At 71.5% G+C, this 24,477-nt stretch carries 23 protein-coding genes; 13 read left to right on the top strand and 10 right to left on the bottom strand.

All coding sequences use genetic code 11. The features are described 5' to 3' along the window. The first annotated feature begins 1 nt into the window (after position 1). The 5 genes from AB0C84_RS19825 to AB0C84_RS19805 all read left to right on the top strand — a co-directional run bounded on the left by AB0C84_RS19825 (position 2) and on the right by AB0C84_RS19805 (position 6,248). Positions 2 to 1,780 carry an ABC transporter ATP-binding protein gene (locus tag AB0C84_RS19825; protein ID WP_361068108.1) on the top strand — a complete coding sequence of 593 codons (1,779 nt, stop codon included), beginning with the start codon at positions 2 to 4 and terminating at the stop codon, positions 1,778 to 1,780. Then, complete coding sequence (locus tag AB0C84_RS19820) at positions 1,777 to 3,627, top strand: ABC transporter ATP-binding protein (protein WP_361068105.1); 1,851 nt, start codon at positions 1,777 to 1,779, stop codon at positions 3,625 to 3,627. The genes AB0C84_RS19825 and AB0C84_RS19820 overlap by 4 nt, the downstream gene beginning before the upstream one ends. A gap of 38 nt (positions 3,628 to 3,665) precedes the next feature. Further along, a complete protein-coding gene (locus tag AB0C84_RS19815) occupies positions 3,666 to 3,890 on the top strand; it encodes an MbtH family protein (RefSeq protein WP_361068102.1) in 225 nt (74 codons plus the stop codon). 78 nt (positions 3,891 to 3,968) lie between these two features. Further along, positions 3,969 to 5,321: an acyltransferase domain-containing protein gene (locus tag AB0C84_RS19810; protein WP_361068099.1), complete on the top strand. Its 1,353-nt coding sequence runs from the start codon at positions 3,969 to 3,971 to the stop codon at positions 5,319 to 5,321. Between the two features lie 300 nt (positions 5,322 to 5,621). Further along, positions 5,622 to 6,248: a response regulator transcription factor gene (locus tag AB0C84_RS19805; RefSeq protein ID WP_179842071.1), complete on the top strand. Its 627-nt coding sequence runs from the start codon at positions 5,622 to 5,624 to the stop codon at positions 6,246 to 6,248. A 60-nt stretch (positions 6,249 to 6,308) separates the two neighbouring features. Here AB0C84_RS19805 and AB0C84_RS19800 read toward each other — a convergent pair whose 3' ends face one another. Beyond that, complete coding sequence (locus tag AB0C84_RS19800; RefSeq protein WP_361068095.1) at positions 6,309 to 6,698, bottom strand: YkvA family protein; 390 nt, start codon at positions 6,696 to 6,698, stop codon at positions 6,309 to 6,311. Between the two features lie 311 nt (positions 6,699 to 7,009). Between AB0C84_RS19800 and AB0C84_RS19795 the strand changes: the two genes are divergently transcribed. From AB0C84_RS19795 to AB0C84_RS19785, 3 genes are all read left to right on the top strand, one after another. After that, positions 7,010 to 8,218: a CapA family protein gene (locus tag AB0C84_RS19795; RefSeq protein ID WP_361068092.1), complete on the top strand. Its 1,209-nt coding sequence runs from the start codon at positions 7,010 to 7,012 to the stop codon at positions 8,216 to 8,218. 81 nt (positions 8,219 to 8,299) lie between these two features. After that, positions 8,300 to 8,812 (top strand): hypothetical protein, encoded by a 513-nt coding sequence (locus AB0C84_RS19790; protein WP_361068089.1) that lies wholly within the window; start codon positions 8,300 to 8,302, stop codon positions 8,810 to 8,812. Further along, positions 8,793 to 9,281: a hypothetical protein gene (locus tag AB0C84_RS19785; protein WP_361068086.1), complete on the top strand. Its 489-nt coding sequence runs from the start codon at positions 8,793 to 8,795 to the stop codon at positions 9,279 to 9,281. Before AB0C84_RS19790 ends, AB0C84_RS19785 begins: the two co-directional genes overlap by 20 nt. A gap of 8 nt (positions 9,282 to 9,289) precedes the next feature. Here AB0C84_RS19785 and AB0C84_RS19780 read toward each other — a convergent pair whose 3' ends face one another. After that, positions 9,290 to 9,775 (bottom strand): hypothetical protein, encoded by a 486-nt coding sequence (locus AB0C84_RS19780; protein WP_179842066.1) that lies wholly within the window; start codon positions 9,773 to 9,775, stop codon positions 9,290 to 9,292. Then, entirely contained in the window at positions 9,772 to 11,646 is a 1,875-nt protein-coding gene (locus AB0C84_RS19775) for a glycoside hydrolase family 15 protein (protein ID WP_361068082.1), read from the bottom strand. The genes AB0C84_RS19780 and AB0C84_RS19775 overlap by 4 nt, the downstream gene beginning before the upstream one ends. Positions 11,647 to 12,110: 464 nt before the next feature. Here AB0C84_RS19775 and AB0C84_RS19770 point away from each other — a divergent pair, with 464 nt between their 5' ends. Then, positions 12,111 to 12,485, top strand: a complete 375-nt coding sequence (locus tag AB0C84_RS19770) for a hypothetical protein (protein ID WP_361068079.1) — start codon at positions 12,111 to 12,113, stop codon at positions 12,483 to 12,485. A gap of 19 nt (positions 12,486 to 12,504) precedes the next feature. On the opposite strand, the gene AB0C84_RS19765 is transcribed toward AB0C84_RS19770, so the two are convergent. Beyond that, the gene (locus AB0C84_RS19765; protein WP_361068076.1) at positions 12,505 to 14,922 is read right to left on the bottom strand and encodes a hypothetical protein; all 2,418 of its coding nucleotides are present in this window, start codon (positions 14,920 to 14,922) and stop codon (positions 12,505 to 12,507) included. 2 nt (positions 14,923 to 14,924) lie between these two features. Further along, positions 14,925 to 15,965: a DUF4407 domain-containing protein gene (locus tag AB0C84_RS19760; protein WP_361068073.1), complete on the bottom strand. Its 1,041-nt coding sequence runs from the start codon at positions 15,963 to 15,965 to the stop codon at positions 14,925 to 14,927. A gap of 84 nt (positions 15,966 to 16,049) precedes the next feature. Between AB0C84_RS19760 and AB0C84_RS19755 the strand changes: the two genes are divergently transcribed. Then, on the top strand, positions 16,050 to 17,366 hold the full coding sequence (locus AB0C84_RS19755) for a hypothetical protein (protein WP_361068070.1): 1,317 nt from the start codon (positions 16,050 to 16,052) through the stop codon (positions 17,364 to 17,366). A 34-nt stretch (positions 17,367 to 17,400) separates the two neighbouring features. Here AB0C84_RS19755 and AB0C84_RS19750 read toward each other — a convergent pair whose 3' ends face one another. Continuing rightward, positions 17,401 to 18,261: a DUF3592 domain-containing protein gene (locus AB0C84_RS19750; protein WP_361068067.1), complete on the bottom strand. Its 861-nt coding sequence runs from the start codon at positions 18,259 to 18,261 to the stop codon at positions 17,401 to 17,403. 320 nt (positions 18,262 to 18,581) lie between these two features. Between AB0C84_RS19750 and AB0C84_RS19745 the strand changes: the two genes are divergently transcribed. Continuing rightward, positions 18,582 to 18,992, top strand: coding sequence for a VOC family protein (locus AB0C84_RS19745; RefSeq protein ID WP_361068064.1), 411 nt, complete (start codon positions 18,582 to 18,584; stop codon positions 18,990 to 18,992). Here the strand turns inward: AB0C84_RS19745 and AB0C84_RS19740 are convergent. Further along, positions 18,989 to 19,450: a hypothetical protein gene (locus AB0C84_RS19740; protein ID WP_361068061.1), complete on the bottom strand. Its 462-nt coding sequence runs from the start codon at positions 19,448 to 19,450 to the stop codon at positions 18,989 to 18,991. The genes AB0C84_RS19745 and AB0C84_RS19740 overlap by 4 nt on opposite strands. A gap of 148 nt (positions 19,451 to 19,598) precedes the next feature. Between AB0C84_RS19740 and AB0C84_RS19735 the strand changes: the two genes are divergently transcribed. Further along, complete coding sequence (locus AB0C84_RS19735; RefSeq protein ID WP_361068058.1) at positions 19,599 to 20,294, top strand: isochorismatase family cysteine hydrolase; 696 nt, start codon at positions 19,599 to 19,601, stop codon at positions 20,292 to 20,294. 117 nt (positions 20,295 to 20,411) lie between these two features. Next, a complete protein-coding gene (locus AB0C84_RS19730; protein ID WP_361068055.1) occupies positions 20,412 to 21,503 on the top strand; it encodes a hypothetical protein in 1,092 nt (363 codons plus the stop codon). Between the two features lie 85 nt (positions 21,504 to 21,588). Here the strand turns inward: AB0C84_RS19730 and AB0C84_RS19725 are convergent, their stop codons facing one another. From AB0C84_RS19725 to AB0C84_RS19715, 3 genes are all read right to left on the bottom strand, one after another. Next, on the bottom strand, positions 21,589 to 22,248 hold the full coding sequence (locus AB0C84_RS19725) for a response regulator transcription factor (protein WP_361068052.1): 660 nt from the start codon (positions 22,246 to 22,248) through the stop codon (positions 21,589 to 21,591). Then, positions 22,245 to 23,408: a histidine kinase gene (locus tag AB0C84_RS19720; RefSeq protein ID WP_361068324.1), complete on the bottom strand. Its 1,164-nt coding sequence runs from the start codon at positions 23,406 to 23,408 to the stop codon at positions 22,245 to 22,247. Before AB0C84_RS19720 ends, AB0C84_RS19725 begins: the two co-directional genes overlap by 4 nt. A 94-nt stretch (positions 23,409 to 23,502) precedes the next feature. After that, on the bottom strand, positions 23,503 to 24,402 hold the full coding sequence (locus AB0C84_RS19715; RefSeq protein ID WP_361068049.1) for an alpha/beta hydrolase: 900 nt from the start codon (positions 24,400 to 24,402) through the stop codon (positions 23,503 to 23,505). Positions 24,403 to 24,477 lie beyond the last annotated feature (75 nt).

Below are 24,477 nucleotides of genomic sequence, written 5' to 3'. Positions count from 1 at the left end.
TATGGCGCATGCGAATGTCGAGCCTTCGAGCACCGGGAACGCGGAGGACACCGTGGTACCGAGCGCCGCGAGGACACTTCGCACCTATCTGGGGCCGCACCGCACCGTCGCCGCCGTGCTCGCGGTGACGACACTGGTCTCCACGGCTCTCCAGGTGGCCAACCCGCAGTTGCTGGGCAGGTTCATCGACGGCGTTCGCTCCGGTGCCCCGCTGTCGACCCTGCTGGGGCTCGGCGCGACCTACCTGGCGGTCGCGGTGGTGGCGCAGGTGATCTGGATCGTCGCCGAGTACCGGGGCGCCCGGGTGGCCTGGAGCGCGACGAACGAGCTGCGCGCCGACCTCACCGCGCACTGCCTCCGGCTGGACATGTCGTTCTATGAGCGGCACGCTCCCGGCGAGTTGATCGACCGGATCGACGGAGACGTGAGCAAGCTGGCCAACTATTTCTCGCAGATGTTCCTGCTCGTGTTCTCCAACCTGCTGCTGGTGGTCGGGATCGGCATCGCGCTGTTCGTCCAGGATTGGCGGATCGGCCTGGTGTACGCCCCTTTCATCACCATCTCCTTCGTCCTGCTGCGGCGGCTGGTCGGCACCGCCGTGCCGGCGATGGCGGCCCAGCGGGAGGCCAACGCGAAATTGCTCGGATTCTTCGAAGAACGCCTGAACGGCCTTCCCGACCTGCGGGCCAACGGAGCCGAAGAACACACCGTGCACGGCTTCTGGACGCACGCCGCGACGTTGTTCCGGGCCAGCCGCCGCGCGGCGCTGCTGGGCGTGCGCTGGCCGGCGGCCGCGCAGTCGCTGGCGTCGGCGGGGTTCGTCATGGCCCTCGCGGCCGGCGCGTGGCTCTACACGGCCGACCAGATGACGCTCGGCGCGGCCTACACCCTGGTCGTCTACGCGGTCATGGTGCAGACCCCGATGCTGGTGATCACCTCGCAGTTCCATGATCTCGAAGCCGCGCTCGGGGCGCTGCGGCGCATCCACGGCCTGCTCGGCGAGCGCAGCGCGGTCGACACCGGCGGCGCCCCGCTGCCGGCCGGGGCGCCCGCCGTGGAACTCGACCGGGTCTCGTTCAGCTACCAGCCCGAAGAAGCCGCGCTCCGCGACGTCTCCTTCCGCCTTCGGCCGAAGGCCCGGCTGGCCGTCATCGGCCGCACGGGCAGCGGAAAGAGCACCCTCATACGCCTGCTGTTCCGGTTCGCCGACCCCACCGAGGGGGCGGTCCGGCTCGACGGCCGCGACCTGCGGGAGATCTCGGTGGCCTCACTGCGCGGCCAGGTCGGTCTGGTCACGCAAGAGGTCCAGTTGTTCGCCGCCACGGTCCGCGACAACGTCACGCTCTTCGACACGACGGTCGATGACGCCCGAGTGCGCGAGGCGCTCGCGGAGGTGGGACTGCGCCAGTGGCTGGAGAGCCTGCCCGCGGGCCTGGACACCCTCCTCGGCCCGGGCGACACCGGGCTGTCGGCCGGGCAGGGGCAGTTGCTGACCTTCGCCCGCGTCCTGATCCAGGACCCGGGCCTGGTGCTCCTGGACGAGGCCGCGTCCAGGCTGGACCCGGCGAGCCGGCGGGCCTTCGACACGGCCATGGAGCGCCTGCTCGCCGAACGCACCGCGATCATCGTGGCGCATCGCCTCGAGACCCTCGGCTCCGTCGACGAGGTGCTCCTGCTCCGCGAGGGCCGCGTCGTCGAGCACGGCCCCCGGGACCGGCTGGTCGCCGACCCGTCCTCGGAGTTCTCCCGCCTGCTCGCCGCCAACGAGGCACTGGCATGAGGGCCCCGCGGACACGCCGGTCGGACCCTCCGGCCACGGCGCCTCAAGGACGTCCCGTCCGGCGGTCGCGGCTGGTACCGCTGCTGTCCCGATCGGTCCTCACCTACCTCTGCCTGATCGGACTGTGGGTCCTGCTGCGGGGCGCGCTCCTGGCCACCGGACTGCTGCTCCAGCTCGTCTTCGACACCCTCAGCGGCACCGGGCGGGCCGGCATGTCGGCATGGTCGCTCATCGCCCTCGTGGCGGCCGCGGAGGCCGCCAAGGTGGCCGTCTGGTACGGCGTGATCCTCAGCCGGGTCGAACCGCACTTCACCTACCGGATCCGAGCGGCGCTGCAGGTCAACGCGCTCGGCGCGATCCTGCGCAGACCCGCGGGACGGGCGCTGGACCGCACCGGCGGCGACGCCGTCAGCCGGTTCGGCGAGGACACCGACGAGGTCGGCGTCTTCGCGATCTGGTCGGCGTCCAACCTCGCCCGGTTGATCATCGCCGTGGGCGCGTTGGTCATCATGCTCGGCATCGACGCCGTCGTGACCCTCGGGCTCGTCGTCCCGGTGGTGGTCATGGTGCTGGCGAGCCGGGCGCTGGCCAGGCCGCTGCGCGAGTACCAGCATGCCGGCCGCCGGGCGGCCTCGGAGGTGAGCAGCGTCGTCGGGGAGGCGGTCGGCGGCGTTCAGGCGATCAAGGTCGGGCGCGCCGAGGAGCGGTTCGTCGCGCGGCTGCGGGACGCCAACGCCGTCAGGCTGCGGTTCGCGATCCGCGAGGTGCTCCTGACCACCGTGCAGACGTCCCTGTTCAACGGCACGGCCGCCCTCGGCACCGGATTCGTGCTGCTGCTGGCCGCGGCGAGCATGCGCGGCGGCGACTTCACCGTGGGCGACCTGGCGCTCTTCGTCTTCTACATCCAGTTCATCACCGAGGCGGTGACCGCGCTGGGCATGTTCTTCGCGCGGTACCAGAAGGCCGAACTCTCCATGCGCCGGGTGGCCGAACTCGCCGGCGACGAATCAGCGGTGATCGCCCGCACGGAGACCTACTTGCGGAGCGAGCCGCCGCGGCCGGCGCCGCCCGGAGACCGTCCCGCGCCGCTGCGCCTGCTGCAGGTGCACGGCCTCACCGCCCGCTATCCGGGGACCTCGCGCGGCATCCGCGACATCGACCTCCACCTGCCCGCCGGCACGGTCACGGTCGTGACCGGCAGGATCGGCTCCGGCAAGAGCACCCTTCTGCAGGTGCTCCTCGGGCTGCTCCCCGCCGAGCGCGGCACCGTCCTGTGGAACGGCGCGCCCGTCGACGATCCCGGGACGTTCCTGATCCCGCCGCGGTCGAGCTTCGTGCCGCAGGTCCCCCGGCTGTTCAGCGGCACGATACGGGAGAACATCCTGCTCGGCGCCTCCTCCTCTCCGGCGGAGGTGGCCGAGGCGGTGCGCCTCGCCGTGCTCGAAGACGACATCGCCGGTCTGGACAAGGGCCTCGACACCGTGATCGGGCCGCGGGGCCTGCGCCTCTCCGGCGGCCAGATGCAGCGGATCGCCGCCGCCCGGATGGCGGTGCGCCGCACCGACCTGATGGTCTTCGACGACCTGTCCAACGCGCTGGACGTCACCACCGAGCTCCGGTTGTGGGACCGGCTTCTGGACGATGACGGCGCCACGATCCTGGCCGTTTCGCACCGGCGGTCCATTCTCCGGCGAGCCGACCAGATCGTGGTGCTCGTCGAGGGCGAGACGGTCGCCGTCGGCACCTTGGAGGAGCTGCTGGAGGACTGCGCGGAGATGCGGCACCTGTGGGCGGCCGACGAATCCGTTCCGGGGGATGCGCACGCCGGACGGGTGGAGCACGACTGAGCGGCACGGAATCTCTGGAAGAACGCGAGAGGAGAGAAATGTTCGAGGACGACGACGAACGGATCTACCGGGTCGTGATCAACCACGAGGAGCAGTACTCGATCTGGCCGGAGGACCGCGAGATCCCGGCGGGATGGCGCGCCGAGGGCACGAAGGGGACCAAGCCGGAGTGCCTGGCCCACATCGACCAGGCGTGGACGGACATGCGGCCACTGAGCCTGCGCAGGCAGATGGACTCCGAGACCGTCGCCGGCGGTTCCTGACCCCGCTCGCAGCACCGTAGGCCCCGGGGGCCGCCCGGAGGGGCCGTCCCCGGGGGCCCTCACACAGAGAGGAACAGTGTGACCAGGCCATACGAGCTCGTCGTTCTGTCCGCCTCCTCCAGCGACGAACTTGCCGCGGCCGCGCGCGGGCTGGCTCGATTCCTGACCGACAGACCGAGCCTCCCGCTGGCCGCGGTCGCCGGCTCTCTGGCCCATGACCGCCCGCAGCTGCCGCACCGCCTGGCGCTGGTGGCGCGCGACGGCGCCGACGCCGCGCGGCGGCTCCAGGCCCCGGCCGCCCGCGAGACGCTCATCGGGCGGGCGACGGCGGCCGAGCGTCCGGTCGCCTTCCTCTTCCCCGGCGTCGGTGACCACTACGCCGGGATGGCGGCCGGCCTCTACCGGAGCGAGCCGCTTTTCCGCCGTGCGCTCGACTACTGCGCCGAGGCCCTCATGGACCGGCTGGGCCGGGACCTGCGCGAGATCCTCTACCCGGAGGACTTCGAGTCCGCGCCACCGTCGGGCGGCCCGGACGGCAAGCTCGACCTGGCCCGGCTGCTCGGCCGGCACGAGCGGTCCGCCGATCTGGACCGGACCGCGATAGCCCAGCCGCTGGTCTTCGCGGTGGAGTACGCGCTGGCCGAGTACCTGGCGGGTCTGGGAATCCGTCCCACCGCGCTGGCCGGCTACAGCCTGGGGGAGTACGTCGCGGCGTGCGTGGCGGGGGTGCTGGCACCGGAGGACGCACTGGAACTGGTCGCCCGCCGGGCGAAGCTGATCGAGACCGCGCCCGAGGGCGCGATGGTCGCGGTGCTGCTCGGCGCCGACCGGCTCGCCGAGCACCTCGACGACGAGTTGTCGCTGTCGGCGGCCGACGGGCCGCGGCTCTCGGTGGTCGGCGGCCGGATCGCGGCGGTCGAGCGCCTCGAGCGGCGGCTCGCGGCCGCGGGCGTGGCGAGCCTGCGCCTGCCGACCCGGCACGCCTTCCACTCGGCGATGCTCGAGCCGTTCGAGGAGGCGATGCGTGAACTGGCCGCCGGGCCCCCGCTGTCCCCGCCCGCCATTCCGCTGCTGTCGAATGTCACCGGAACGTGGCTGACCGAGGCGCAGGCGACCAGCCCCCATTACTGGGCGCAGCATATGTCGCGGACCGTCCGCTTCGACGACGAGCTGGCCGAGCTGTGGCGCCTGCCCGCGCCGATACTGCTGGAGGTCGGTGCGGGCCGGACGCTCAGCACCCTGGTACGGCAACACCCCGGCCGGCGACCGGACGGCACGGTTCTGAGCACTCTTCCCACCATCGAGGCCCGCGATTCGGACGTGGCCGGCGTGCTCACGGCGGTGGGCCGCCTGTGGGTGGAGGGCATGGACGTGAATTGGCGGGCCCTGCTCCCCGACCGGCCGCGGGAGCGGCTGCCGCAGGCCCCGTAACGCGTCCGCCGCCGCACGGCCGGCCGCGCATCCATGGAACGGACTGCCGTGATTCGTTCCGGACGTTGATCTACCTGCAGTTATTTGGTGATCAGGAAGAACCGTCTCATTTATTGATCAGGAGCCTTGAATTACCGGCGGACCTCATAGATCATTGAGGGCAGAACAAACTGAAACCCCTGCAGGGAACACCTTCCGCACATGTTCCTTTACGGTAACTTGCCTTTCTCTGGCGTGGTCCGGACGAAGGCCCGTCCGGCATGCGAGAAGTGTATGTAGTCCGCATCTGTTGGGGGTGGAATGATCCGTCTCGGCATCATTGATCCGCGACCTGTCGTCCTGCATGGGCTGCAATACGTGTTCAATAGAACACCAGAGATAACCATTGAGATCTCCCAGGCGAATGCCCAGGGCATACCGTCGAGCGCACTCGACGTCGTCCTTCTGGGGTTCTGCCCGTCCGAGGGCGCCGCATGCGGACGGCAGATCGCGGAACTGTCCCGCAAGACCTCCGTCCTCATCCTGAGCTGGGCCCGCGGGCCCGAGAGGAAGAACGAGGCGGTGAGATGCCTGCGCGCCGGAGCCCGCGGTGTCTTATATCCCGATGCTCCGGTCAACATCCTCCTGGACGCCGTCCGAACGGCGGCGGCGGGAAGAATGGTGATTCCGACCGAGGTGTCCTCGTTCCTGGAGGCTCCCGCGGCCACCGATCAGTTGTCGCTCCGCGAACAGCAGGTCCTCGACTGCATCGCCGGCGGATACACGCACAGCCAGATCGCCCGGCATCTGGGAATCAGCCGGCACACCGTGGACACCTATGTGAAACGCATTCGCGGAAAGCTCAAACTCGGAAACAAGGCGGAGCTGACCAGAGCCGCGGTTCAGCTGATCTCCGGCCTTGACGTTCCGCAGACATCACCGCGGTGAGCGAATGCGGTCCGGCCGCGTTCTCGAACGCCGTTCAGGAACGCGGCCGCCAAATGAGCGTCAGGGGGCGCGGCGTTCCGCGCGGGACCGCCGCGTGTACTCCTGGCCGAACGCGAAGAGCAGCCATGTGAGTGCGGTGGCGTCGTCGACGATCCCGAACGGCAGGAAGACGTCGGGGATCAGATCGACCGGAGAGACGATGTAGACGACCGCGATCACCATCGCGACGATCTTGCCGGTGGAGGTCCGGTAGTAGGCCTGCGCGGCCGCGCCGGGCGGCCCGACGCGGCGGCGCCTGCGCAGCCGGAGGATGCCCGCCACCAGCAGGACCGCGCCGACGGCCATGAGGGCGGCGCCCGCGACGGTGAGGTCGACACCGCCCAGGTCACCGTCCATGGTGAGTGCCGGGACGGCACCCGCGACGACGAGGAGAAGTCCGAGCCACACCATGCGCACCTCCGGGGGGACGTGTCCTCCGGTATTGCCGTCCCGGGCGGTTTCACTCGGCTTCAGGGGCGTGAATGCCCTCCCTGGCCGAGTCGCGCGCCTCCCTGCTCCTGTGCCTGGTGACGGCGACACCACTGGCACAGGGCCCGTCCGCCGTGACGGGGTCCGTCACGGTGCGCAGGATCTTGTCGCGAACCCGTGCCTTCCAGATCATTGGCTGGACATAGCTCGATAAATGTGTTGCTAGCGATGATCCACTCCTTGGTAAATGTCCGTTTCGGGCGGCATGGGGTGTGGATATAGCGGCTATGCGAATGTCGCCATCCACACCCAGGTCATCGAACGGACGGCAGCCGGGTGGGAGCCGCCTCGCGGCATGCACCCTGCTGATCGCGGCGTTGGGGCTCGGTGCGCTGTCGGCCTGCGACGGGGTCCACCGCCGTTCCGCGACTCTGCAACGGGCAACCAAGGCAGTTCGCCATAAACCGGTTCAATTTACCGTCGCGGCCACAGGGGATTTCCTCCTGCACCGGGTCGTGATGGATCAGGCGGCCTCGGATGCGCGCACCGAAGGGCGGGACGGGTACGACTTCACGCCGATGCTCGCGCGGCTCAATCCCGTGGTCAGTGGGGCGGATCTGGGAATCTGCCACATCGAGACGCCGCTGGCCTCGCGGTCGGGGCCCTTCCTCGGCTACCCGTCCTTCAACTCACCGCCCGCGATCGTGAACGCGATCCGCGGGCTCGGCTATGACACCTGCTCCACCGCCTCCAACCACGCCATCGATCAGGGGGAACCGGGCGTGCGCCGCACGCTCGCCGCTCTGGACGGCGCAGGTATCAGGCATGCCGGCACCGCCCGCAGCGCGGAGGAGGCGAAGAAGATCAACCTCCTGGACGTCAAAGGCCTCAAAATCGCCCATCTTTCGTACACATACGGCACCAACGGCATAGCGAAGCCCGCGGGAAGACCCTGGCTCGTGAACGACGGGCTGGACGCGGGCAGGATCCTCGCGGACGCGGCCAATGCCAAGAAATCGGGCGCCGACGCCGTGATGGTCAGCCTCCACTGGGGCGAGGAATACCAGCACGAGGCCACACCCGAGCAGCGGCACCTGGCCGCGAAGCTGCTGCGTTCCAGCGACGTGAACCTGATCCTCGGCGACCACGTGCACGTCGTCCAGCCATTCGAGCGAATCAACGGCAAGTGGGTCGTGTACGGGATGGGAAATCAGGTCGCCAATCCGACCGCGAACACCCCGGCCACCCATCGGGGGCTCGTCGCCCTGTTCACCTTCACCTGGGACTCACGTGAACAACGGTGGAGAGAACAGCCCTCCTTCGTCCCGACCCTCGTCTCGCCCGGCCCGCCGATCAGGCTCCGCACCCTGGTCCGGGGAGATGCGACGGACCAGGCGGCCATCGACGACACGACACGAGTCGTACGCAGCCTCGGATTTGACATTCCCGACGCTTCGGACCAGGTCACTTCGATGAAGCTTCAAAGCCCCGAAAGGAATTGAGGCGACCGGGTCAACGGGCGGGAAAGCCCGTTCGCCCGCTGTTTTCCCGGGGTAGGGCGGACCTGGAAAGGAGGCAGCGGGGTGACGGCTCCTGACGCGCTTCGATCGCGGGCGATCTCGTCCTCGCGGTGGCGGGCCGCGCTCGCGGTGGCGGGCCTGCTGGCCGCGGGCTGCACGTTCGCGACGAACTCGCAGCACCCCGGCCGCCTGCAGCTCTCCACGGCCGACCTGCCGAATCTCGGCCGGGTCCTGGTGAACGGCAAGGGGCGCACGCTGTACCTGTTCTTCGCCGACCCGCCGAACGCCTCCACCTGTTTCGGCGCGTGCGCGAGCATCTGGCCTCCGGTCACCACCCAGGGGCGGCCGACGGTGGCGGACGGGGCCCAGGCGGGCATGGTGACCACGCTCGCCCGTACCGACGGGCCGAGTCAGATCGTCTACGCGGGTCACCCGCTGTACTACTACCAAGCCGACACCGGACGCGGCGACACCTACGGCCAGGGCATCACCCAGTTCGGGGCCCTGTGGTTCGCCGTCAGCCCCCAGGGGCAGATCCAGACCACGGGGAGTGCCCATGGCGGCTTCCGGTTCTGACCTCGGCGCGAGCGCCGCGGCCCCGCTCACCTCGGTTCTGCTGCGCTACCTGGCCGCTCTTCTGCTGTTCGGGGTCGGCGCCGTGCACCTGTACGAGTTCTCCGCCGACCACTACAGCGTCATACCGATCATCGGCGGCCTCTTCGCCGCGAACTTCGCCGGCGCGGTCGTGCTCGGACTGGCGCTGGCGGTGCCGCTCGAGGCCCTGCCCTTCATCCGGTCCCTCCCGCTCGTCGGGCGGGCCCCGCACGCGTTCGTCGCGCTCGGCGGCATCGTGTTCCTCCTCGGCACGATCATCGGCCTGATCATCAGCGAGCAGTGGTCGCTGTTCGGCTTCCACGAGTACGGCTACCGGACCACCGTCTGGCTCGCGCTGGCCCTCGAAGCGGCCGGGGTCGTCGTCCTCGCGGGCTTCTTGGCCGGTGAGGCGGGCCGGGGACGGGCCCGTCCGGCCGCCAGGAGGCGGTAGGTCGCCGCTCACCCGGAACCGAGCGTGGTGAACCCTCCGACTATGGCCCCGAAGCCGACGTGGGCGAGGACGGTGACCAACGGCGTGCTGGGCCCGTAGTTGAGCATCAGGAAGCCCGGCGGTTCCAGGAGGGCCACCCGAGGGGCGCTCGTCAGCGGGCTTCCCATCCGGGGGTGGACCAACGGCAGCAGGACGTTCACCAGCGCGGTGCCGGCGAACAGTCCGTGCACCAGACCGAAGAGCGCCCCGAGCCACCAGCCGGCGTGGCCGATGGCGAGGAAGACGGCGTAGTAGACGAACGCGAACAGCTCTCCGTTGGCGAAGTGCACGAGGTAGCCGAGCGCCTTGGCACGGGCCCGGTCGGCGGTCACGGCGGTCCCGAGCAGGAACGGCAGGTCCATGCGGGTGAGCCTGAGCTCGCTGGCGGTGCGGAGGGCGGTGGTCAGCGCCAGCGTGCCGACGAAGGCGCCCGCAGCGGTCCCCCACGCGCTCACCCGTCCGCCGCCTCGGCGATCGAGTCGATGGCGCGCGCGGCGCTGATCAGCGCCAGGTGGCTCAGCCCCTGCGGCAGGTTCCCCAGGAAGGCGCCGGTGGCCGGGTCGATCTCCTCGCCGTACAGGCCGACGTCGTTGGCCAGCCCGACCAGGTCGTCCATCAGTGCCGTCGCCTCGTCGAGGCGCCCGGTGCGGGCGAGGCACTCGGCCAGCCAGAAGGAACAGGCCAGGAACGCGCCTTCGGTGCCGCTCAGTCCGTCCTCACCTGAGTACCTGTCGACGAACGGGCCGTGCCGCAGTTCCCGTGCCACCGCGTCGACCGTGGCGCGCATGCGGGGATCGCCGGGACGCGCGTAGCCGTGCAGAAGACCGAGCAGCACGGCGGCGTCCAGTTCCGAACTGTCGGCCGACCGCGTGTAGCACTGGTGAACTGAGGAGAAGCAGCGCGTCTCGACGAAGTCGCGCACCTGCGCGCGGGCCGACCGCCAGCGGGCCGGCCGCAGGCGGGCCGAGCCGCGGCTCGGGATCAGGCCGCGCTCGCAGAGGTCGATGGCCCGGTCGAGCGCGACCCAGCACATCATCTTCGATTGCGTGAAGTGCAGGGGAGCGCTGCGCACCTCCCAGATCCCCGAGTCCGGCTCCCGCCAGGCGGCGCAGACGAAGTCGGCCAGTTCCGCCAGGCGCCGGGCGACGTCCGCGTCCAGCCGCCCGGCGGCACCCGCGTACAGCCAGCCGGTCTGCACCAGCTCGCCATAGGTGTCCAGCTGGGTCTGCGCGCCCGCCGCGTTGCCGATCCGGACCGGCCTGGAACCGCGGTATCCGTCGAGGGGGAGCGACCGTTCCGGGGCGTGGCCGCCGCCGTTCAGCCGGTACAGCACCCGCAGCCGCGGATGGGTGAGCTGGGAGGCGTGCATGAGCCACCAGAAGTAGGCATCCGCCTCGGCGGGGCATCCGAGCTTCAGGAACGCGTCGAGGGTGAACGCCGAGTCGCGGACCCAGGAGAAGCGGTAGTCCCAGTTCCGTTCGCCGCCGACATGCTCCGGCAGTGAGGTGGTCACCGCGGCGGCGATCGCCCCCGACGGCGCGTAGATCAGGAGCTTGAGCGCCAGCGCGCTGCGCAGCACGGCGTCCTGCCACCGGCCCTCACTGGAGCGTTCCCGGGCCCAGCCGCGCCAAGCCGCGATGGTCCGCTCCGCGCGGGCATCGCACTCGGAACGGCTCGGTAGGACGAGCGGTTCCTGGTGGGCGAACGGAATCGCCAGCAGGGCCCGCCCTCCTTGCCCCAGCTCGACGCGGCCGTTGACAGCCCGGTCGGTGCATTCCGGTTCACCCGCGTCCCAGGCGCAGACGGCGAGCGCGTCCGCGCCGGACACCGCGACCGGTATGCCGGCGCGCCTGCCGATGCGCGGGCGGTGGGCGCCGTAACCGAACCGCGGCTGAACGCTCCAGCGCAGCGGCACCGTCCCGGCCACGCAGTCGAGGCGCCGCTGCAGTTCCCGCATCGGTCCGAGGGCCCCATCGGCCTCCAGGGTCAGTGCATCGGTCACCCGCAGACGGCCGCGGGCGGTGGTGAACGTGGTCTCCAGCACGTTCGTGCCAGGGAGGTACCGGCGCGCGACCGTAAAGGGCTCCTCTGGCTCCAGCAGGAAGCGGCCGCCTCGGACGGGGTCCAGGATGGCCGCGAACACCGAGGGGGAGTCAAGATCCGGCGTTCCCAGCCAGTCCACGGACCCGTCGGCGGCGACCAGCGCGGCACTCCGCCCGTCTCCGATCACCGCGTAGTCGCGCAGCCGGGCGTAGCCGTCGATCCGGAAGGCCGTGGCGCGCCCGGGATCGGACGGGACGTCAACGGGGGGACCGCTGACTCTCATGGGGCCATGGTCTCACCCAGTTTCCGCCTGTTCAGTCCTGTCCGTTCCCATACGTCCCCAAGGATTCCCCCGCTCCGTGCTCCGGCCCGATGACCTCATGGAAGAGAAAAGGGCGGTTCAGGGCTGCGAAGAGACCGTTCGCATGCCGGCGCGGTGGGGTATCCGGTGCCCGAGGAGGCGGTATCGGACCGACCGGTACGGCGCTTTTCCAGGAAGGAATATCGCGGATGTACCAGGTGATTCCGACTGGCCCGACCCGCCCGTCTCGCCCATCGCGTCGGCATCGGCGGGCATGGGCGGCGGTGGCGGTGGCGGTGGCCGGTCTCGCGACCGCGGTGGTCGCAGGATGCGGCGGATCGGGCGGATCGAGCGGCCAGTCGGCGTCGCCGAGCACCTCGCCCCCGGCGAGTTCCCCGCCCCCGGCGAGCTCCCCGCCGCCCGCCGGCGGCGCCACCACGGGTGCGATGATCAAGACGGCGGGTGTGGGCTCACTGGGGCAGATCCTCGTCGACGGTGCGGGCCGCACGGTCTACGACTTCCAGAAGGACACCGGCGGCAAGTCCTCCTGCTACGGCGCGTGCGCCGCGGTGTGGCCGCCGGTCCCCGCCGGCGCGAAGCCCCAGGCGGGCTCGGGGGCGAACGCGTCGCTGCTGGGGACCTCGAAGAGGACCGACGGCACGACCCAGGTCACCTACGCCGGACATCCGCTGTACTACTACGCGCCCGACGGCACGGCCAGCGGCAGTGCCAAGGGGGAGGGCCTCAACCAGTTCGGGGCCGTCTGGTACGTGATGTCGCCGTCCGGCAGTGCGGTCCGCAAGAGCGGCGGCGGCTACTGACGAACGCCGACCGGCCTCGTCAGGCGAGGTCGAGGGTGAAGCGGATGCGGTCGATGGCGGCCCGGCAGCTCGACGCGGAGAGGGCCAGTTCCCGGCGGGCCGCCGCCAGCTCCGTGTAGGGGCCGGGCGAAGCGGATGCGGGGGCGTCCGTGCCGAACGCGTCGAAGCAGGCGTCGGCGAACGCGTCGCAGGTGGTCATGCCGAGCGCGGCGAGCGCGGCGAGGTCGTTGAGCGCCGTCCAGATCTCGGACTCCTCGGTGCCGGACGGAGGCGGGGGCGCGAGGTCGGCGAGCTCCTTGAGGGCACGGGGCAGCTCGCTGATGTCGGCGTCGGGCCGAAACGACCAGCTGAGCTGGCGCAGCCGGTCCAGCACCGGGGCCCAGTCAGGGCCTGCCTGCGTCTGGGCGAGCCGGCCGCGCGTCGCCTCCAGGGCCTCCAGGACCTCTTCGCGGACGAGGCGGTCGGTGAGGCCGGGCAGCAGCAGCTCGTACTCGTGCTCGGCGTTGAGCTCGACGAGGCGGCGCGTGACGCGGAGCAGCTCGCGGGGAAGGCCGCCCGACAGCGCGAGGGCGAGCCGGACGAACGGGTCGGTGAAACCGGGGACGCGGCGCTGCAGCAGCCGCCGCGCCGACGCGAACGACAGCGGCTCCAGCGTGATGATCTCGTCGAAGGCCGTCTCCGCCAGCGAGCGGCCGATGATCGCGCGGCGGGCGAACGCGGCGCCCACCTCGTCGGCCACGGCGACGACGAAGTAGCAGTTCACCGACCCGAAGATCGCCTTGACCTCGCCGAGAAAGCGGGTGGCCTCCGCCGCCGAGCCGATCCGGTCGACCTCGTCGATGCAGACCAGGACGGTCCGGCCGCGGTCCCGCTCGGCCGCGGTCACCGCCTCCAGGAACCGGGAGAGGTGGCCGACCAGCTGCGGCATCGTCCAGGGCAGCTTCCGGAACGCCACCCCGCGGGTGAACGCCGACTGGAAGAACGGGAGGGTCCCCGCCGCCTGCAGCGTGGCCGTCTGCTCCGCCTGGAGCTCCTGGCGGTGCCGCCTGGCCTCCCGGACCAGCGGCGGCTCGGCGCGCCAGGTCAGCCGGCGCCAGCCGCGGCGCGGGACGGCGAGCAGGAGGAGGAACGCGAGCGCGAGCTGGAGGTTGCGGCGGTGGGCGTCCCACTGGGACCGCGACCATCCGGCGAGGCCGTCCATCCCGTCGCTCGTTCCCTTGGACCAGGCGCCGAGGTGGTGCGACAGCTCCCCGGCGAACGACCAGACCAGGAGGGCGGCGAGCCCGGCGGCGAGCGCGCAGCGCAGGACCAGCGGCGCGATGCCGCGCAGATAGCGCGACAGCCCGTCGCGGCGCCGGAGGCGGGCCCCGCGGTCGGCGGTGAACCCCTGGTCGGTGATGTAGGTGACGCACAGGCGCTGGAAGAGCTCGATGAGGAACTCCTTCGGCACATAGTGCGTGGGCGCCGGCACGAGCACGGCGAAGCGCGAGTCGGACGAGCACAGCGAGCGCAGGAGCGTGGACTTCCCGGACCCGCGGGGCCCCGCCACGGCGAGGCTCGCGCCGTCCGACCGGCGCAGCGCCTCGGTGACGCGGCGGCTCGCGCGGGTCGGCACCAGCAGCTCGGCGTCGTGGATCGCGCGGAGCCGCGTCGTGTCCTGGACGAGCAGCCGCTTGCCCTGGGAGGGCTGCAGCAACCGGTTGATCGTCTGGACGAGCTCGGGCATGACCGCGCGCTCGCGGGCGTCGTCCAGCCACCGCCGCCGCGCCCGCTCCGCCCTGCTCTCCAGCCCCGGCGCGGACGGGACGAGCAGATACATCTTCAGCGTGCGGACCAGCGGCCGCACGGAATGGCCGGCGCCCAGCACGGCGATGACGCCGTTGCACCAGAGCAGGACGAGCACGGACGCGGGTGAGGGCGTGGCGCCGAGACTCGCCTGCCAGCCGATGAGCACGACTCCCAGGCCGCAGGAGGTGCCGAACCAAGGCCAGAACAGGGCTTCGCCCCTCCGCCGGCAACGCAGGAGCAGGCCGGCCGCCGGGGCGAGCGCGATGACCGCGAGCTGGGACGCGAACACGGCGAGGTCGTACCAGGAGGAGACCAGGACCAGCAGCGCGAGGATGAGAAGCCGCACTGCCCTCGTCCCCAGGAACGCGCGCAGCGACGCCCAGCCGGACCCGGCGGCGAGCCGTTCGAAACGCGTGGTGGCGCGGGTGGCCGCGTTGGCGAGCGCGGCGAACTCGGCGTAGCTCGGCAGCGCGGTCGCGTCGCGGAACGCCCGGTCGCGGCTGCTCTCGTCGAGGACCCGCGTCCAGTCGACGAGCTGCCGCACGCGCGCGGTGCGGGGCGACTCGCGGTCGACGTAGAACCGGATCCGGGGGTCGTCGCGGCAGTCCCCGGCGAGGTCGTCCCATGGGAAGAGCGTGGCGGTCGCCATGCTCAGTCTTCCCGGCCCCGGTCGGCGACCGCCTCCCCGGCGGTCGGGGCGGGCCGCAGGTCACGCATGCGGCGCAGCGCGCGGTCCTCGGCGTCCTCGTCGTCGTCGCCGCGTGCGGGTCCCGGTGCGGGGACGGACGGCCGACGACCGGGGGCCGGGACGTCGGACGCCTCAAGACGGTCCCAGATCTCCTCCAGGCTCGTGGACTCCGAGATCAGCCTCGACTCCAGCACCAGCGTCTCCTCGGCGAGCCGCATCTCGTGCTGCCGTCCGATCTCCAGCAGGCGTTCGTAAACCCCCGGGCGCATGGTCAACCGCGCCAGCAGCGGCAGGCACTCGAACGTCATCAGCACGAGGACGGGCAGGAGTAGCGCGGAGGAGACGGTCGCGTTCTCCTGGGGCAGCCTGTTCAGTGCCTCAAGCCTTATCAGCAGGCCGTCGGCGGCGTTGGTCTTCCGCTCGAACTCGTCGTACCGCTGCTGCTGCTCCTTCTGGGCCGCCTCCAGCTGCGCCTGGGCCCTCGCGAGATGACTTCGCGCGAGCGGATCGGAGCCGGACCGAACCTCGGACTGGTACTTGCGGACCGTCGCTTCCAGTTCGTCGATCCGCCGGTGAAGGGAGCCCCGCTCCTGCTCCGCCCGGAATTCCGCGATCCGCTCGGACTTGATCACGACGACCTCCGCGTCCACCTCGTCCTGGAAGGCGCGCAGCACGAGCGGCGTGCTGACGGCGAGACCGAGCAGCAAGGCGAGGGCCAAGCGGGGCGCCGCGAGCCAGATCCGGTTGAACCCGCCGACTGGCAGGGACATGACCGCCCACCGGGTCAGGGCCATGGTGCCCGCGCCCCAGGCGGCCGAAATCGGCACGGCCGGGACCGGATCGGTGCCGAGCAGCTCCACCAGCGCGACGCCCATCGACAGAGCGGCGAGGACTCCCTGGGAGAGGATCAGCGCCCCGAGGCCGACCCATCGCGGCCGCTCGCCCGGAGCCTGGTCGAGGACGTCGGGCCGGGCGCCGGACAGCAGGATCAGGAATCTCCGCATCGTCGCCCGTCCTGGTCGCCGCCCGCCCGGTGATGCCGTCAGAATAGGCGAGATCAGCCCTCCGCGGACGGGGAAGGAGCGCGATTGTCGAGCCAGGCCGGGGACGCGCTGCGCCGGGACCTCTCCGGCGATCTCGCGATGCTGCCGCCGGGCGGCCACGTCACCGTCGTCGAGCCTGCGGCCGCGGGAGCCGCCGCGTTCCGGATCGAGCGGGACGGACGGGGCGCCGCCCGCGTGCGCCGCTCGGAGTTCGCCGCCGAGCGCGACGTGTCCGGGGCGGCGGTCCGGATCGCGGTGCCGGCCGGTGAGGAGCCGGCGGCCGCGGAGCTGGTGCGGCGGATCACCGCGGCCCGCCCGGACGCGCGCTCCTACGTCCTCGACGGGGAGGACGCCGCCGCGTTGATCGCGGACGTCGCCGCCGCCCTGCCGATCCCGCACGCCTACGGGCTGCTCGTCGCGCGCGCCGATCCGGCGGACGGGCGGGTCAGGCTGTCGTCCGAGCCGCTGTTCCCGGAGGGCGCCCGGCGCGGCGCCGCCGCGGAGCTGAGCGTGCGCAGCGAGGAGGAGAACCGCCTGGTCTTCGCGGTCGTGACGCGGGACGCGGAACCGGGCCTGCTGTCGGCAGCCTCCGCGGTGCTGCCCGCGGGGACGCACCGGGTCCGGGCGGAGCTCGACGGTCCCGGGGCCGTGCGCTTCACCTCGCCCGCCGGCCTCGTCCCGGACCCGCGCACCGCGGCCGAGCTGACCGCCGCGGTGCCGACCCGCCTGGACGCCGGCAGGCCGGTGCATCTCGTCTGCGCCGTCGAGGTCGCGGGGCCCGCCGCCCGGGTGGCGGCGCGGCTCGACTGCGCCGAGCGCGTGGCGCTCGCCGCCGACCGGGGCCTCGGCGACCGGCTCCGGGTCGGGCTCATCGGCTACGGCGCGCACCGGCGCGGGGCCGCCGACGGCGTGGTCGTGACCGACTGGCGGTCGGACACCGGGAAGGCGCTGCGCTCGCTCAGCCGGTTCGGCGCCGCCGACCTCGGGTATCCGCGCGCCGCCCAGGTCGAGGACGTGCTCGCGGAGGTGCTGAGGCGGATCGGCGCAGGCCCGGGGCCCGGGCGGACCGTCCTGCTGGTGATCGGGGACCGTCCGCCCCACCCGCCGGCCCCCGACGGGGACGTCGTCCGCTGCCCGCGGCGCCACGACTGGCGCAGCTTGCTAGGCGAACTGGAGGTGCGGCCCGACGTCGCGCTGGCCGCGGTCCGCGACCAGCCCGCCGCGCCCGGCGGCGCGGCGTGGGCGCGCATCGGCGGCACCGCCCTGAAACCCCTCGACACCGTCGACGCGGACGCGCTGGCCGCGCAGCTCGGGCTGACGTCGCCGCCGACCGGAGGCATCCCGGTGCCGCTGGCCTGCTGAGCCGCCCGGGCGACCTTCGCCGGAGACCTGGACGTCACAGCATGACCGCTCCCGCGACCGCCGCCGACGCGATGACGAGGAGGGCCACGACGTTGACCGGGATGTCCGTTCTCAGGGAGCGGTGTTCGGCCACGCGGTCCAGGCTGAAGACGGCCGGGTCGGCCGGCGTGTAGTGGACCGTGACCTCCCGGCCGCAGGCGCCGGCCGCGTCCGGCACCCCCGGAGGGCAGTAGGCGGTGACGTCCGTTCCCTCCCGCGTCGTGAACGCCACGACCGGTGTGCTGACGGTCACGGTGCTGCCCTCCCCGTCGGTGGTGACGTCCTCGAGCACCGCGATGACCCGGCCCCGGACGGCGACCATGGAGGCCAGCGTCTCGCGGCGGCGGCGCGTGTCGCGCACGTTCCCGGGCAGGTGGTAGGCGCCGTAGACGGCCCACGGCCCGCAGAAGCCGACCAGCGCCCAGGGCCAGCCCCGGTCGATCGCGGCGGCGACCACCACACCGGCATAGACGAGGAAGAGCGCGAAGGCCGGCCAGCCCGGTCCGCGGTCGCCCTCCTGGCAGTAGCCGGTCAGGCGGAAGGCGTCCGGCCTGCCGCGCGGGTAGAGGACGGCGACCTCCCGGCCCGTCCACGCGGCGGTGATCGTCTCATCCCGGTCACCGTCGTTCGCCACGACGACGTCCTGCCCGCCGGACGGGGGACGGTAGGAGACGTCCACCGGGATTCCGCTCTTCCCGGAGCCGCCGTGCCGGGGCTCTCCCACCCGCTCGATCCGCCCGGTGACCCGGACCGTCCGCTGGGCCCGGGTCATCCCGGCCAGCGATCGCCCGTAGCCGAGCAGCGCCATCGTCCCCCACACCGCGCACCACAGCGCCAGATATCCGTGCAGGCCCATATGGCTTCCTCCGCGAGCGGCTCTGGACGGCACCGGGCGTCCACGGTGACCGACGGTCGACCGCGCTGCATGATCTACCACATTCGCGACGGCGGGCGTCGAGGTTCGCTTGGCCAGACCTTGACGGGTTCGGCGACCAATCGATAGCGCGAGGCGGCGCGTACTGTGATCGTGGGAATGGAGAATTTCCCTACCGCACGGGCGTTGACCGGGCCGGGTGTCCTGGAGGAAGAAGCGCCACGCCCGCCCGGGGGCACCGCGACGAGGGGGAATCTGAAATGCCGGATCAGGGCAGCCTTCCTGCGCCGAGTCAGGGACTCGTGCTCACGCACTTCCTGACGGTCCGGGACGTGGCCGTCTCCAGGGACTTCTACGCGAACGTCCTCGGCGGCGAGGTGGTCCTCCCGGAGAACCCGGCCATCGTGCAGGTGGCCAACACCTGGATCATCATGAACCCCGGTGGCGGCCCCACGCCGGACAAGCCCGGCGTCGTCCTCAGACCGCCCGAGCCCGGCGATCCGGTGTCGACGTTCCTCAACGTCAGGGTGGCCGACATCGAAGCGTTCCACGCGGCGGCGACCGCTCACGGCGCGGAGTTCCTGACCGAGCCTCTGGACCGCAAGGCGGAGATCCGCTGCTACATGCGCGACCCGGACGGCTACCTCATCGAGGTCGGGCAGGCCACGGGCATGCTCCACGGCGTCTTCGCCGATCGTCCCGCGCCCGGCTAGGCCAGTAGCCGGCGGATCCGCTCGTACTCGGCGGCCATCTCCGGTGCGGCGAGGAAGTCGTCGAGATCGGCGGAGACCTCGTGGTCGACGTCCTCGATGGAGCGGATGGCGAGTTCGTAGAGTTCGCCGCGCCGGTTCTGCTCCAGGTAGCTCTGCCAGTGCGACAGCGCCCTGATGGCGGTGAGGACTCCGTCGTCCAGATCGTCATCGACCAGGATGCCGTCATAGATCGTCGCGAGTTCGTCCCGCAGCCCGTCGGCGCTGATCGTCAGGACGTTGGCGCAGGCGTTGGCGAGCGCCGCCCGGGCGTCCTGGCTGAGTTCGTCCTCGGCCGCGCCGCGCAGCAGCTCCGGTCGCACCAGGCGGGTGACCGTCTCCTCGCCGAAGGCGCGGACGTCGTCCTCGCCGGCTTCGATGATCAGTCGGAGGACGTCCGTCTCAAGCTCGCTGTAGTTCACGCCCGCAGCCTAGGAGGCCTGCTCCGCCGACGCATGCGGAGTTCGTCGCGCCCATCTGGCACACGATCGGTACCGTGAGCCTGTCCGGGCCCGGGGGCCGTCCTTTCGTCCCGCTAACGGGTCGGGTGCTGGAGACCGTGGAGGAATCGTGCCGTCAGAGGCCGAGGCGCAGCGGCACAGGTGGCGGATCGAGGCCCGGGAGTACGCCCGTCATGAGCGCCGCCGGGGGCGCCGCTTCGCGTTCACGCGGCTCGTTCCCGCCCGCACGGCGCTGGTAGTGATCGACATGGTCCCGTTCTTCGTGTCCGGCAATCCCTACTGCCGGGGGATCGTGCCCCACATCGCCCGTCTCGCCGACGCTCTGCGGGGTGCAGGCGGCACGGTCGCCTGGGTCCTGCCCGCGGTGGGCGAACGTACGGCGGTGGCCGACGAGTTCTTCGGCCCCGAAGCGGCCGAGATGTACCGCACCTCCGGCGGCACCGGGCCCATGGCCGAACGCCTGTGGCATGACTTCATGGTCCATGCCGACGACCTGCTGGTGGAGAAGTCGGCGGCCAGCGCCTTCTTCCCAGGGCGCTGCCTCCTTCCGGACCTGTTGGAACGGCGCGGGGTCGACACCGTCCTGATCACCGGCACCGTCACCAACGTGTGCTGCGAGTCCTCCGCGCGCGACGCGAGCACCCTCGGGCTCCGGGTCATCCTGGTCGCCGACGCGAACGCGGCGCGCGACGACCGGGAGCACAACGCCACCCTGCACACCGTCTACCGGTCCTTCGGCGACGTCCGTCCGACGGCCGAGGTGCTCGGGATGATCGAAACGCCGCCGGGGCCCTCGGCGCGTTGATGCCGTAGTCCCGCGTTGCCCTGACGGCTCCTCTGCGGACAGTACCCAGTGTCCAGATCAATCTTGATCTTGGACCGTTTCGCGACCAGGTCGCGGACGAGGACAAACGGAGGAAAGATGGCTGAGAATCAATTTGACCAGGCGTCCCACATAGGTTCGCACATCGACCTGCTGGCAGACATGTCGAATGTGATGAGCAGAGCGAAACCTGGAAAGGTGGACGCCATTGTCGTTCCCACGATCTACCCGCATCGGGTGGGTCCGGCGATCGCCCTGGCGAAAGCACTGGAGTGCAAGATCGTCCTGTTGTGCAGCTCGGATTCGCAGCGGCGGGAGATTGAAAAGATCGGCCGTGCCCTGCACGCCGACACACTGACCCTGGTGGTCCCGCCAGGGTACGGTCACCCGTTGCTCGACTTCGAGCGGCGAGCGATGGAAAAGCACTCCGACATCGCGGTGAAGCGGAACATCGGCCTGCTGCTGGCCCGGCTGTGCGGCTGGCGGACGGTCTTCTTCCTCGACGACGACATCCGGGGCATGGAGCCCTCCCTGATCGCGAGGGCCGCCGGTCTGACCGAGCGGTATCCGGTGGTCGGATTTCAGATCACCGATTTTCCGGATAATTCAATTGTATGTCATGCCAACCGGGTCTCCGGGGGAGTGCAGTCGACCTTTATGGGAGGCAACGCGCTCCTCGTCGACACCACTCGCGTGGGCACGTTCTTCCCCGCGATCTACAATGAGGACTGGTTCTTCATGTACGACGCGGTCGCCGCTCGCTCGGCGTGCATCGCGGGCAGGCTGTGGCAGTTGGCGTACGAACCGTTCGACCGGAGCGCCGCGCCGGAGGAGTTCGGTGAGATCATCGCCGAAGGCCTGTTCCGGGCGCTCCACTACGAGACGGATGTGTCCACGCTCTACTTCTGGATGGACGCGATCAAGAAGCGCTCGCGATTCATCGAAGAGGTGGTGGACCGTCTGCACGGATCCGCTCGCGGAAAGGGAGAGCCCGTTCCCGATCGCGACCGGATTCTGAGACTCCTCGACGAGGCGAAGAAGCGCCATGGGGAGATCTCTCCGATGAGCTGCCTGTCCTTCTATCGCACCTGGCGCGAGAACGTGGGCATCTGGCAGCGGCAGCTACTGGACCTGCCCACCTCTCTCACTCCTGAGCGGGCGATTCGCTACCTGCGGCTGTCGAGCGATTAAGGCCCGGTCGGCCATGGCCGGGCCCTGCCCGACCCGACCGGTCCCGGGGCTGAGGCCCCGGGACCGCGTTCCTCATCCGCGGAGTTCAGGTGACCAGGCCGTTGCGGTAGGCGTAGACGACGGCCTGCACGCGGTCGCGCAGGCCGAGTTTGGTGAGGATGCGCGACACGTAGGTCTTGACGGTCTCCGGGCTGAGAACCAGCGTCGCGGCGATCTCGTTGTTGGACAGGCCGTTGGCGATGAGGTTCAGCACCTCCATCTCGCGCGGGGCCAGCGCGACGTCGTCGGCCGTGCCCGGGGCGGGACGGATCCGCGCGGCGTACCGGCCGACGAGCTGCCGGGTCACCTCGGGCGCCAGCAGTGCGGCACCGCCCGCGACGGTGCGGATCCCGTGCAGCAGCTGCGCCGGTGGGGCGTCCTTGAGCAGGAACCCGCTCGCTCCCGCGCGCAGCGCCTCGTACACGTACTCGTCCAGGTTGAACGTCGTCACCACGAGCACCTTGACGGGGTCCCCGACCCCGGGGCCGGCCAGGAGGCGGGTCGCCTCGATGCCGTCGAGCACCGGCATCCGCACGTCCATCACCACCATGTCGGGGTTCAGGCTGCGGGCGAGGCCGACCGCGGTCCGCCCGTCCCCGCACTCGCCCACCACCTCCAGGTCGGGCTGCGCGTCGATGATCGTCGCGAACCCGGTCCGGATCAGCGCCTGGTCGTCGCAGACCAGCACCCGGACCGGGGCGCTCACGACGGGCTCCCGGTGGGGATGCGGGCCCGCACGACGAAGCCGCCGCCGGCCTGCGGGTGCGCGCTGAACTCGCCGCCGAGGGCGTCGACCCGTTCGCGCAGCCCGGCCAGGCCTCGCCCGCCGCCGCCCGGCGACGCGGTCCGTCTCTCGGGGCCGTCGGTGCCGACCTGCACGGTGATCTCTTTCTCGCCGTACCGGACCCGGGTGACGGTGCGGTTGCCGTGGGCGTACCTGAGAGCGTTGGTCAGGGCCTCCTGCACGACCCGGTAGGCCACGAACTCGGCGCTTCCGGCGGACTCCGACGGTTCGCCCTCCTCGGTGAACTCCACCGGCTGCCCGGCCTGGCGCGTGTGTTCCACGAGCGTGCCGAGGTCGCCGGCGGACGGCGTCCTGACGTCGTTCCCCGGGGCGCCGTGCTCGGGGTTGAGCAGGTCGAGCAGGTGCCGCAGGTCGGTGATGGCGCGCCGCCCGGTGCCGGTGACCGCGTTCAGGGTCGCGTCGAGGCGGTCGGGGGAGGCGGTCAGGTAGCGCGCCGCCTCGGCCTGCACGACCATCGCCGTCACGTGGTGGGCGACGACATCGTGGAGCTCGCGGGCGATGCGGGTGCGTTCGGCGGCGCGGGTCGCCTCGGCGACCCTGACGCGGCGCTCGGCCTCGGCGGCGCGACCGGAGCGCAGCCACGACCCGATGCCCCACGCGGCGGCCAGCGCCAGGTAGACCACCACGTATCCGTCCGGCCGCTCGGCCCCGCCGAGCAGGTGGAGCGCGATCGCCAGCGCCGCGTACGCGGCGGACAGGACGATCACCGCGAGGCGCCGGTGGCGTTCCAGATGGGCGCCCGAGCTCACCAGCGCGGCGGGCAGCGCGGTCCCCGCGACCATCTGGTAGCCGCGGAGTTGCGCGACGGCGAAACCGAGGGACACCAGGGCCAGGCACGCGGCCGGCCACCGCCGGCGCACGGCGAGCGGGAGGCAGAGCAGGGCGAGCGCCACGATGGCCGGCGTGTCGAAGGGACGGGGCGGAAGTTCGCCGACGTGCGTCTCGTGGCCGCGCAGGACCGGCAGGAACGACATGACGGCGAGCAGCAGGGCGAACGGGAGATCGCGGACCGTCACGTCCTGACGCCGCCACGCGGCAGGGAGCCGCCGCAGATCGATCACTCGGCGAGGGTAGCGGTCGCGGCGGGGGCGCCGGGTCGACCGTCGCATGACGACTCCTTGGTGCGAGGACGGCCGGCCGGTCACCGCCCGTCGCCTATCCGGCGGCCTGCGAGGTGACGCGCTGGATGGCCTTGACGGCGACCTCGGGCTGTTCGAGGTAGATGTAGTGCCCGCTCCGGGGGGCGGTGGTCAGCGTGCTGCGGCTGGACAGGGCGAGCCACGCGCGCTGCCCGGCGGACCAGGCCTGCTCCAGTCGCGGCCCGTAGGTGGGAATGGCCGCGAGGTACGGCTTCCCATGCTTGATCACCTCCACCGGGATGCTGCCCGCGGAGCCGACCTTCCCGTCGGTGATGACGAGCTTCTCCGGGTTCTGGCCCTGGAAGATCGCGAGGTTCTGCGCGCGCACCTGGCCGGCCGGCCCCTTGGCGGACTCGGGGATCGCCTCGGTGATGTCCTCGATCATCGTCGGCGGTGTGGCGTCCATCAGGACCAGCCCCTTCACCCTGTCCCGGTGGTCCGGCGCGTACCGGGCGGCGATCAGCCCGCCCAGCGAGTGCCCGGCCAGGACGACCGGGCCGTCACCGGCGATCCGGTCGAGCACGCCGGTCAGGACCTTGCCGCTGCTGGAGAAGTCCTGCGGACCGTCCGGCGGGTCGCTCTTGCCCGCACCGAGCCTGTCGTAGGAGCAGACCCGGTCGTCCTTGCTCAGCTGCTTCTGGGTGGCGGCCAACTTGTCGAGCCCGTCACCTCCTCCGTGCATCAGGACGATGACCGGCCTGCCCTTCGCCGCGTCGCCCGCACAGGACACGTTCACCGACGTGCCGCCGACCTCGATCTTCTCGGTTCCCTTGATCGGGTCGGCTTCGGCCTTCGGCGTGCCGGAGGAGGACGGGCTCCCGCCCGCCAGTGAGTCGCCCTCGCAGCCGGCGAGCCCCGCACCGACGACGGTGCAGCACGCCGCGGCGACGGCGGCCGTCTTGATCTTGCGAATCATGATTCTTCTCCAGGGAGGGGGCACCGCCGCGGGTCACCCGGCGGTGTGGCGGAACGGGCGGCCGAGCGGTACGGC

The organism is Actinomadura sp. NPDC048955 (assembly GCF_040649435.1).
Taxonomy (GTDB): Bacteria; Actinomycetota; Actinomycetes; order Streptosporangiales; family Streptosporangiaceae; genus Spirillospora; species Spirillospora luteofluorescens.
The sequence above is the reverse complement of the archived record's forward strand: the minus strand, read 5'-3'. Positions and strand labels throughout refer to the sequence as shown.

Excerpts from the sequence above, each read along its gene's own strand:
- AB0C84_RS19730 (WP_361068055.1), top strand. The coding sequence starts at position 20,412 with ATGGCTGAGAATCAATTTGACCAGGCGTCCCACATAGGTTCGCACATC.
- AB0C84_RS19825 (WP_361068108.1), top strand. The coding sequence starts at position 2 with ATGGCGCATGCGAATGTCGAGCCTTCGAGCACCGGGAACGCGGAGGAC.
- AB0C84_RS19800 (WP_361068095.1), bottom strand. The coding sequence starts at position 6,698 with ATGGTGTGGCTCGGACTTCTCCTCGTCGTCGCGGGTGCCGTCCCGGCA.
- AB0C84_RS19795 (WP_361068092.1), top strand. The coding sequence starts at position 7,010 with ATGTCGCCATCCACACCCAGGTCATCGAACGGACGGCAGCCGGGTGGG.
- AB0C84_RS19765 (WP_361068076.1), bottom strand. The coding sequence starts at position 14,922 with ATGGCGACCGCCACGCTCTTCCCATGGGACGACCTCGCCGGGGACTGC.
- AB0C84_RS19775 (WP_361068082.1), bottom strand. The coding sequence starts at position 11,646 with ATGAGAGTCAGCGGTCCCCCCGTTGACGTCCCGTCCGATCCCGGGCGC.
- AB0C84_RS19760 (WP_361068073.1), bottom strand. The coding sequence starts at position 15,965 with ATGCGGAGATTCCTGATCCTGCTGTCCGGCGCCCGGCCCGACGTCCTC.
- AB0C84_RS19805 (WP_179842071.1), top strand. The coding sequence starts at position 5,622 with ATGATCCGTCTCGGCATCATTGATCCGCGACCTGTCGTCCTGCATGGG.
- AB0C84_RS19820 (WP_361068105.1), top strand. The coding sequence starts at position 1,777 with ATGAGGGCCCCGCGGACACGCCGGTCGGACCCTCCGGCCACGGCGCCT.
- AB0C84_RS19750 (WP_361068067.1), bottom strand. The coding sequence starts at position 18,261 with ATGGGCCTGCACGGATATCTGGCGCTGTGGTGCGCGGTGTGGGGGACG.
- AB0C84_RS19815 (WP_361068102.1), top strand. The coding sequence starts at position 3,666 with ATGTTCGAGGACGACGACGAACGGATCTACCGGGTCGTGATCAACCAC.
- AB0C84_RS19785 (WP_361068086.1), top strand. The coding sequence starts at position 8,793 with ATGGCGGCTTCCGGTTCTGACCTCGGCGCGAGCGCCGCGGCCCCGCTC.
- AB0C84_RS19715 (WP_361068049.1), bottom strand. The coding sequence starts at position 24,402 with ATGATTCGCAAGATCAAGACGGCCGCCGTCGCCGCGGCGTGCTGCACC.
- AB0C84_RS19770 (WP_361068079.1), top strand. The coding sequence starts at position 12,111 with ATGATCAAGACGGCGGGTGTGGGCTCACTGGGGCAGATCCTCGTCGAC.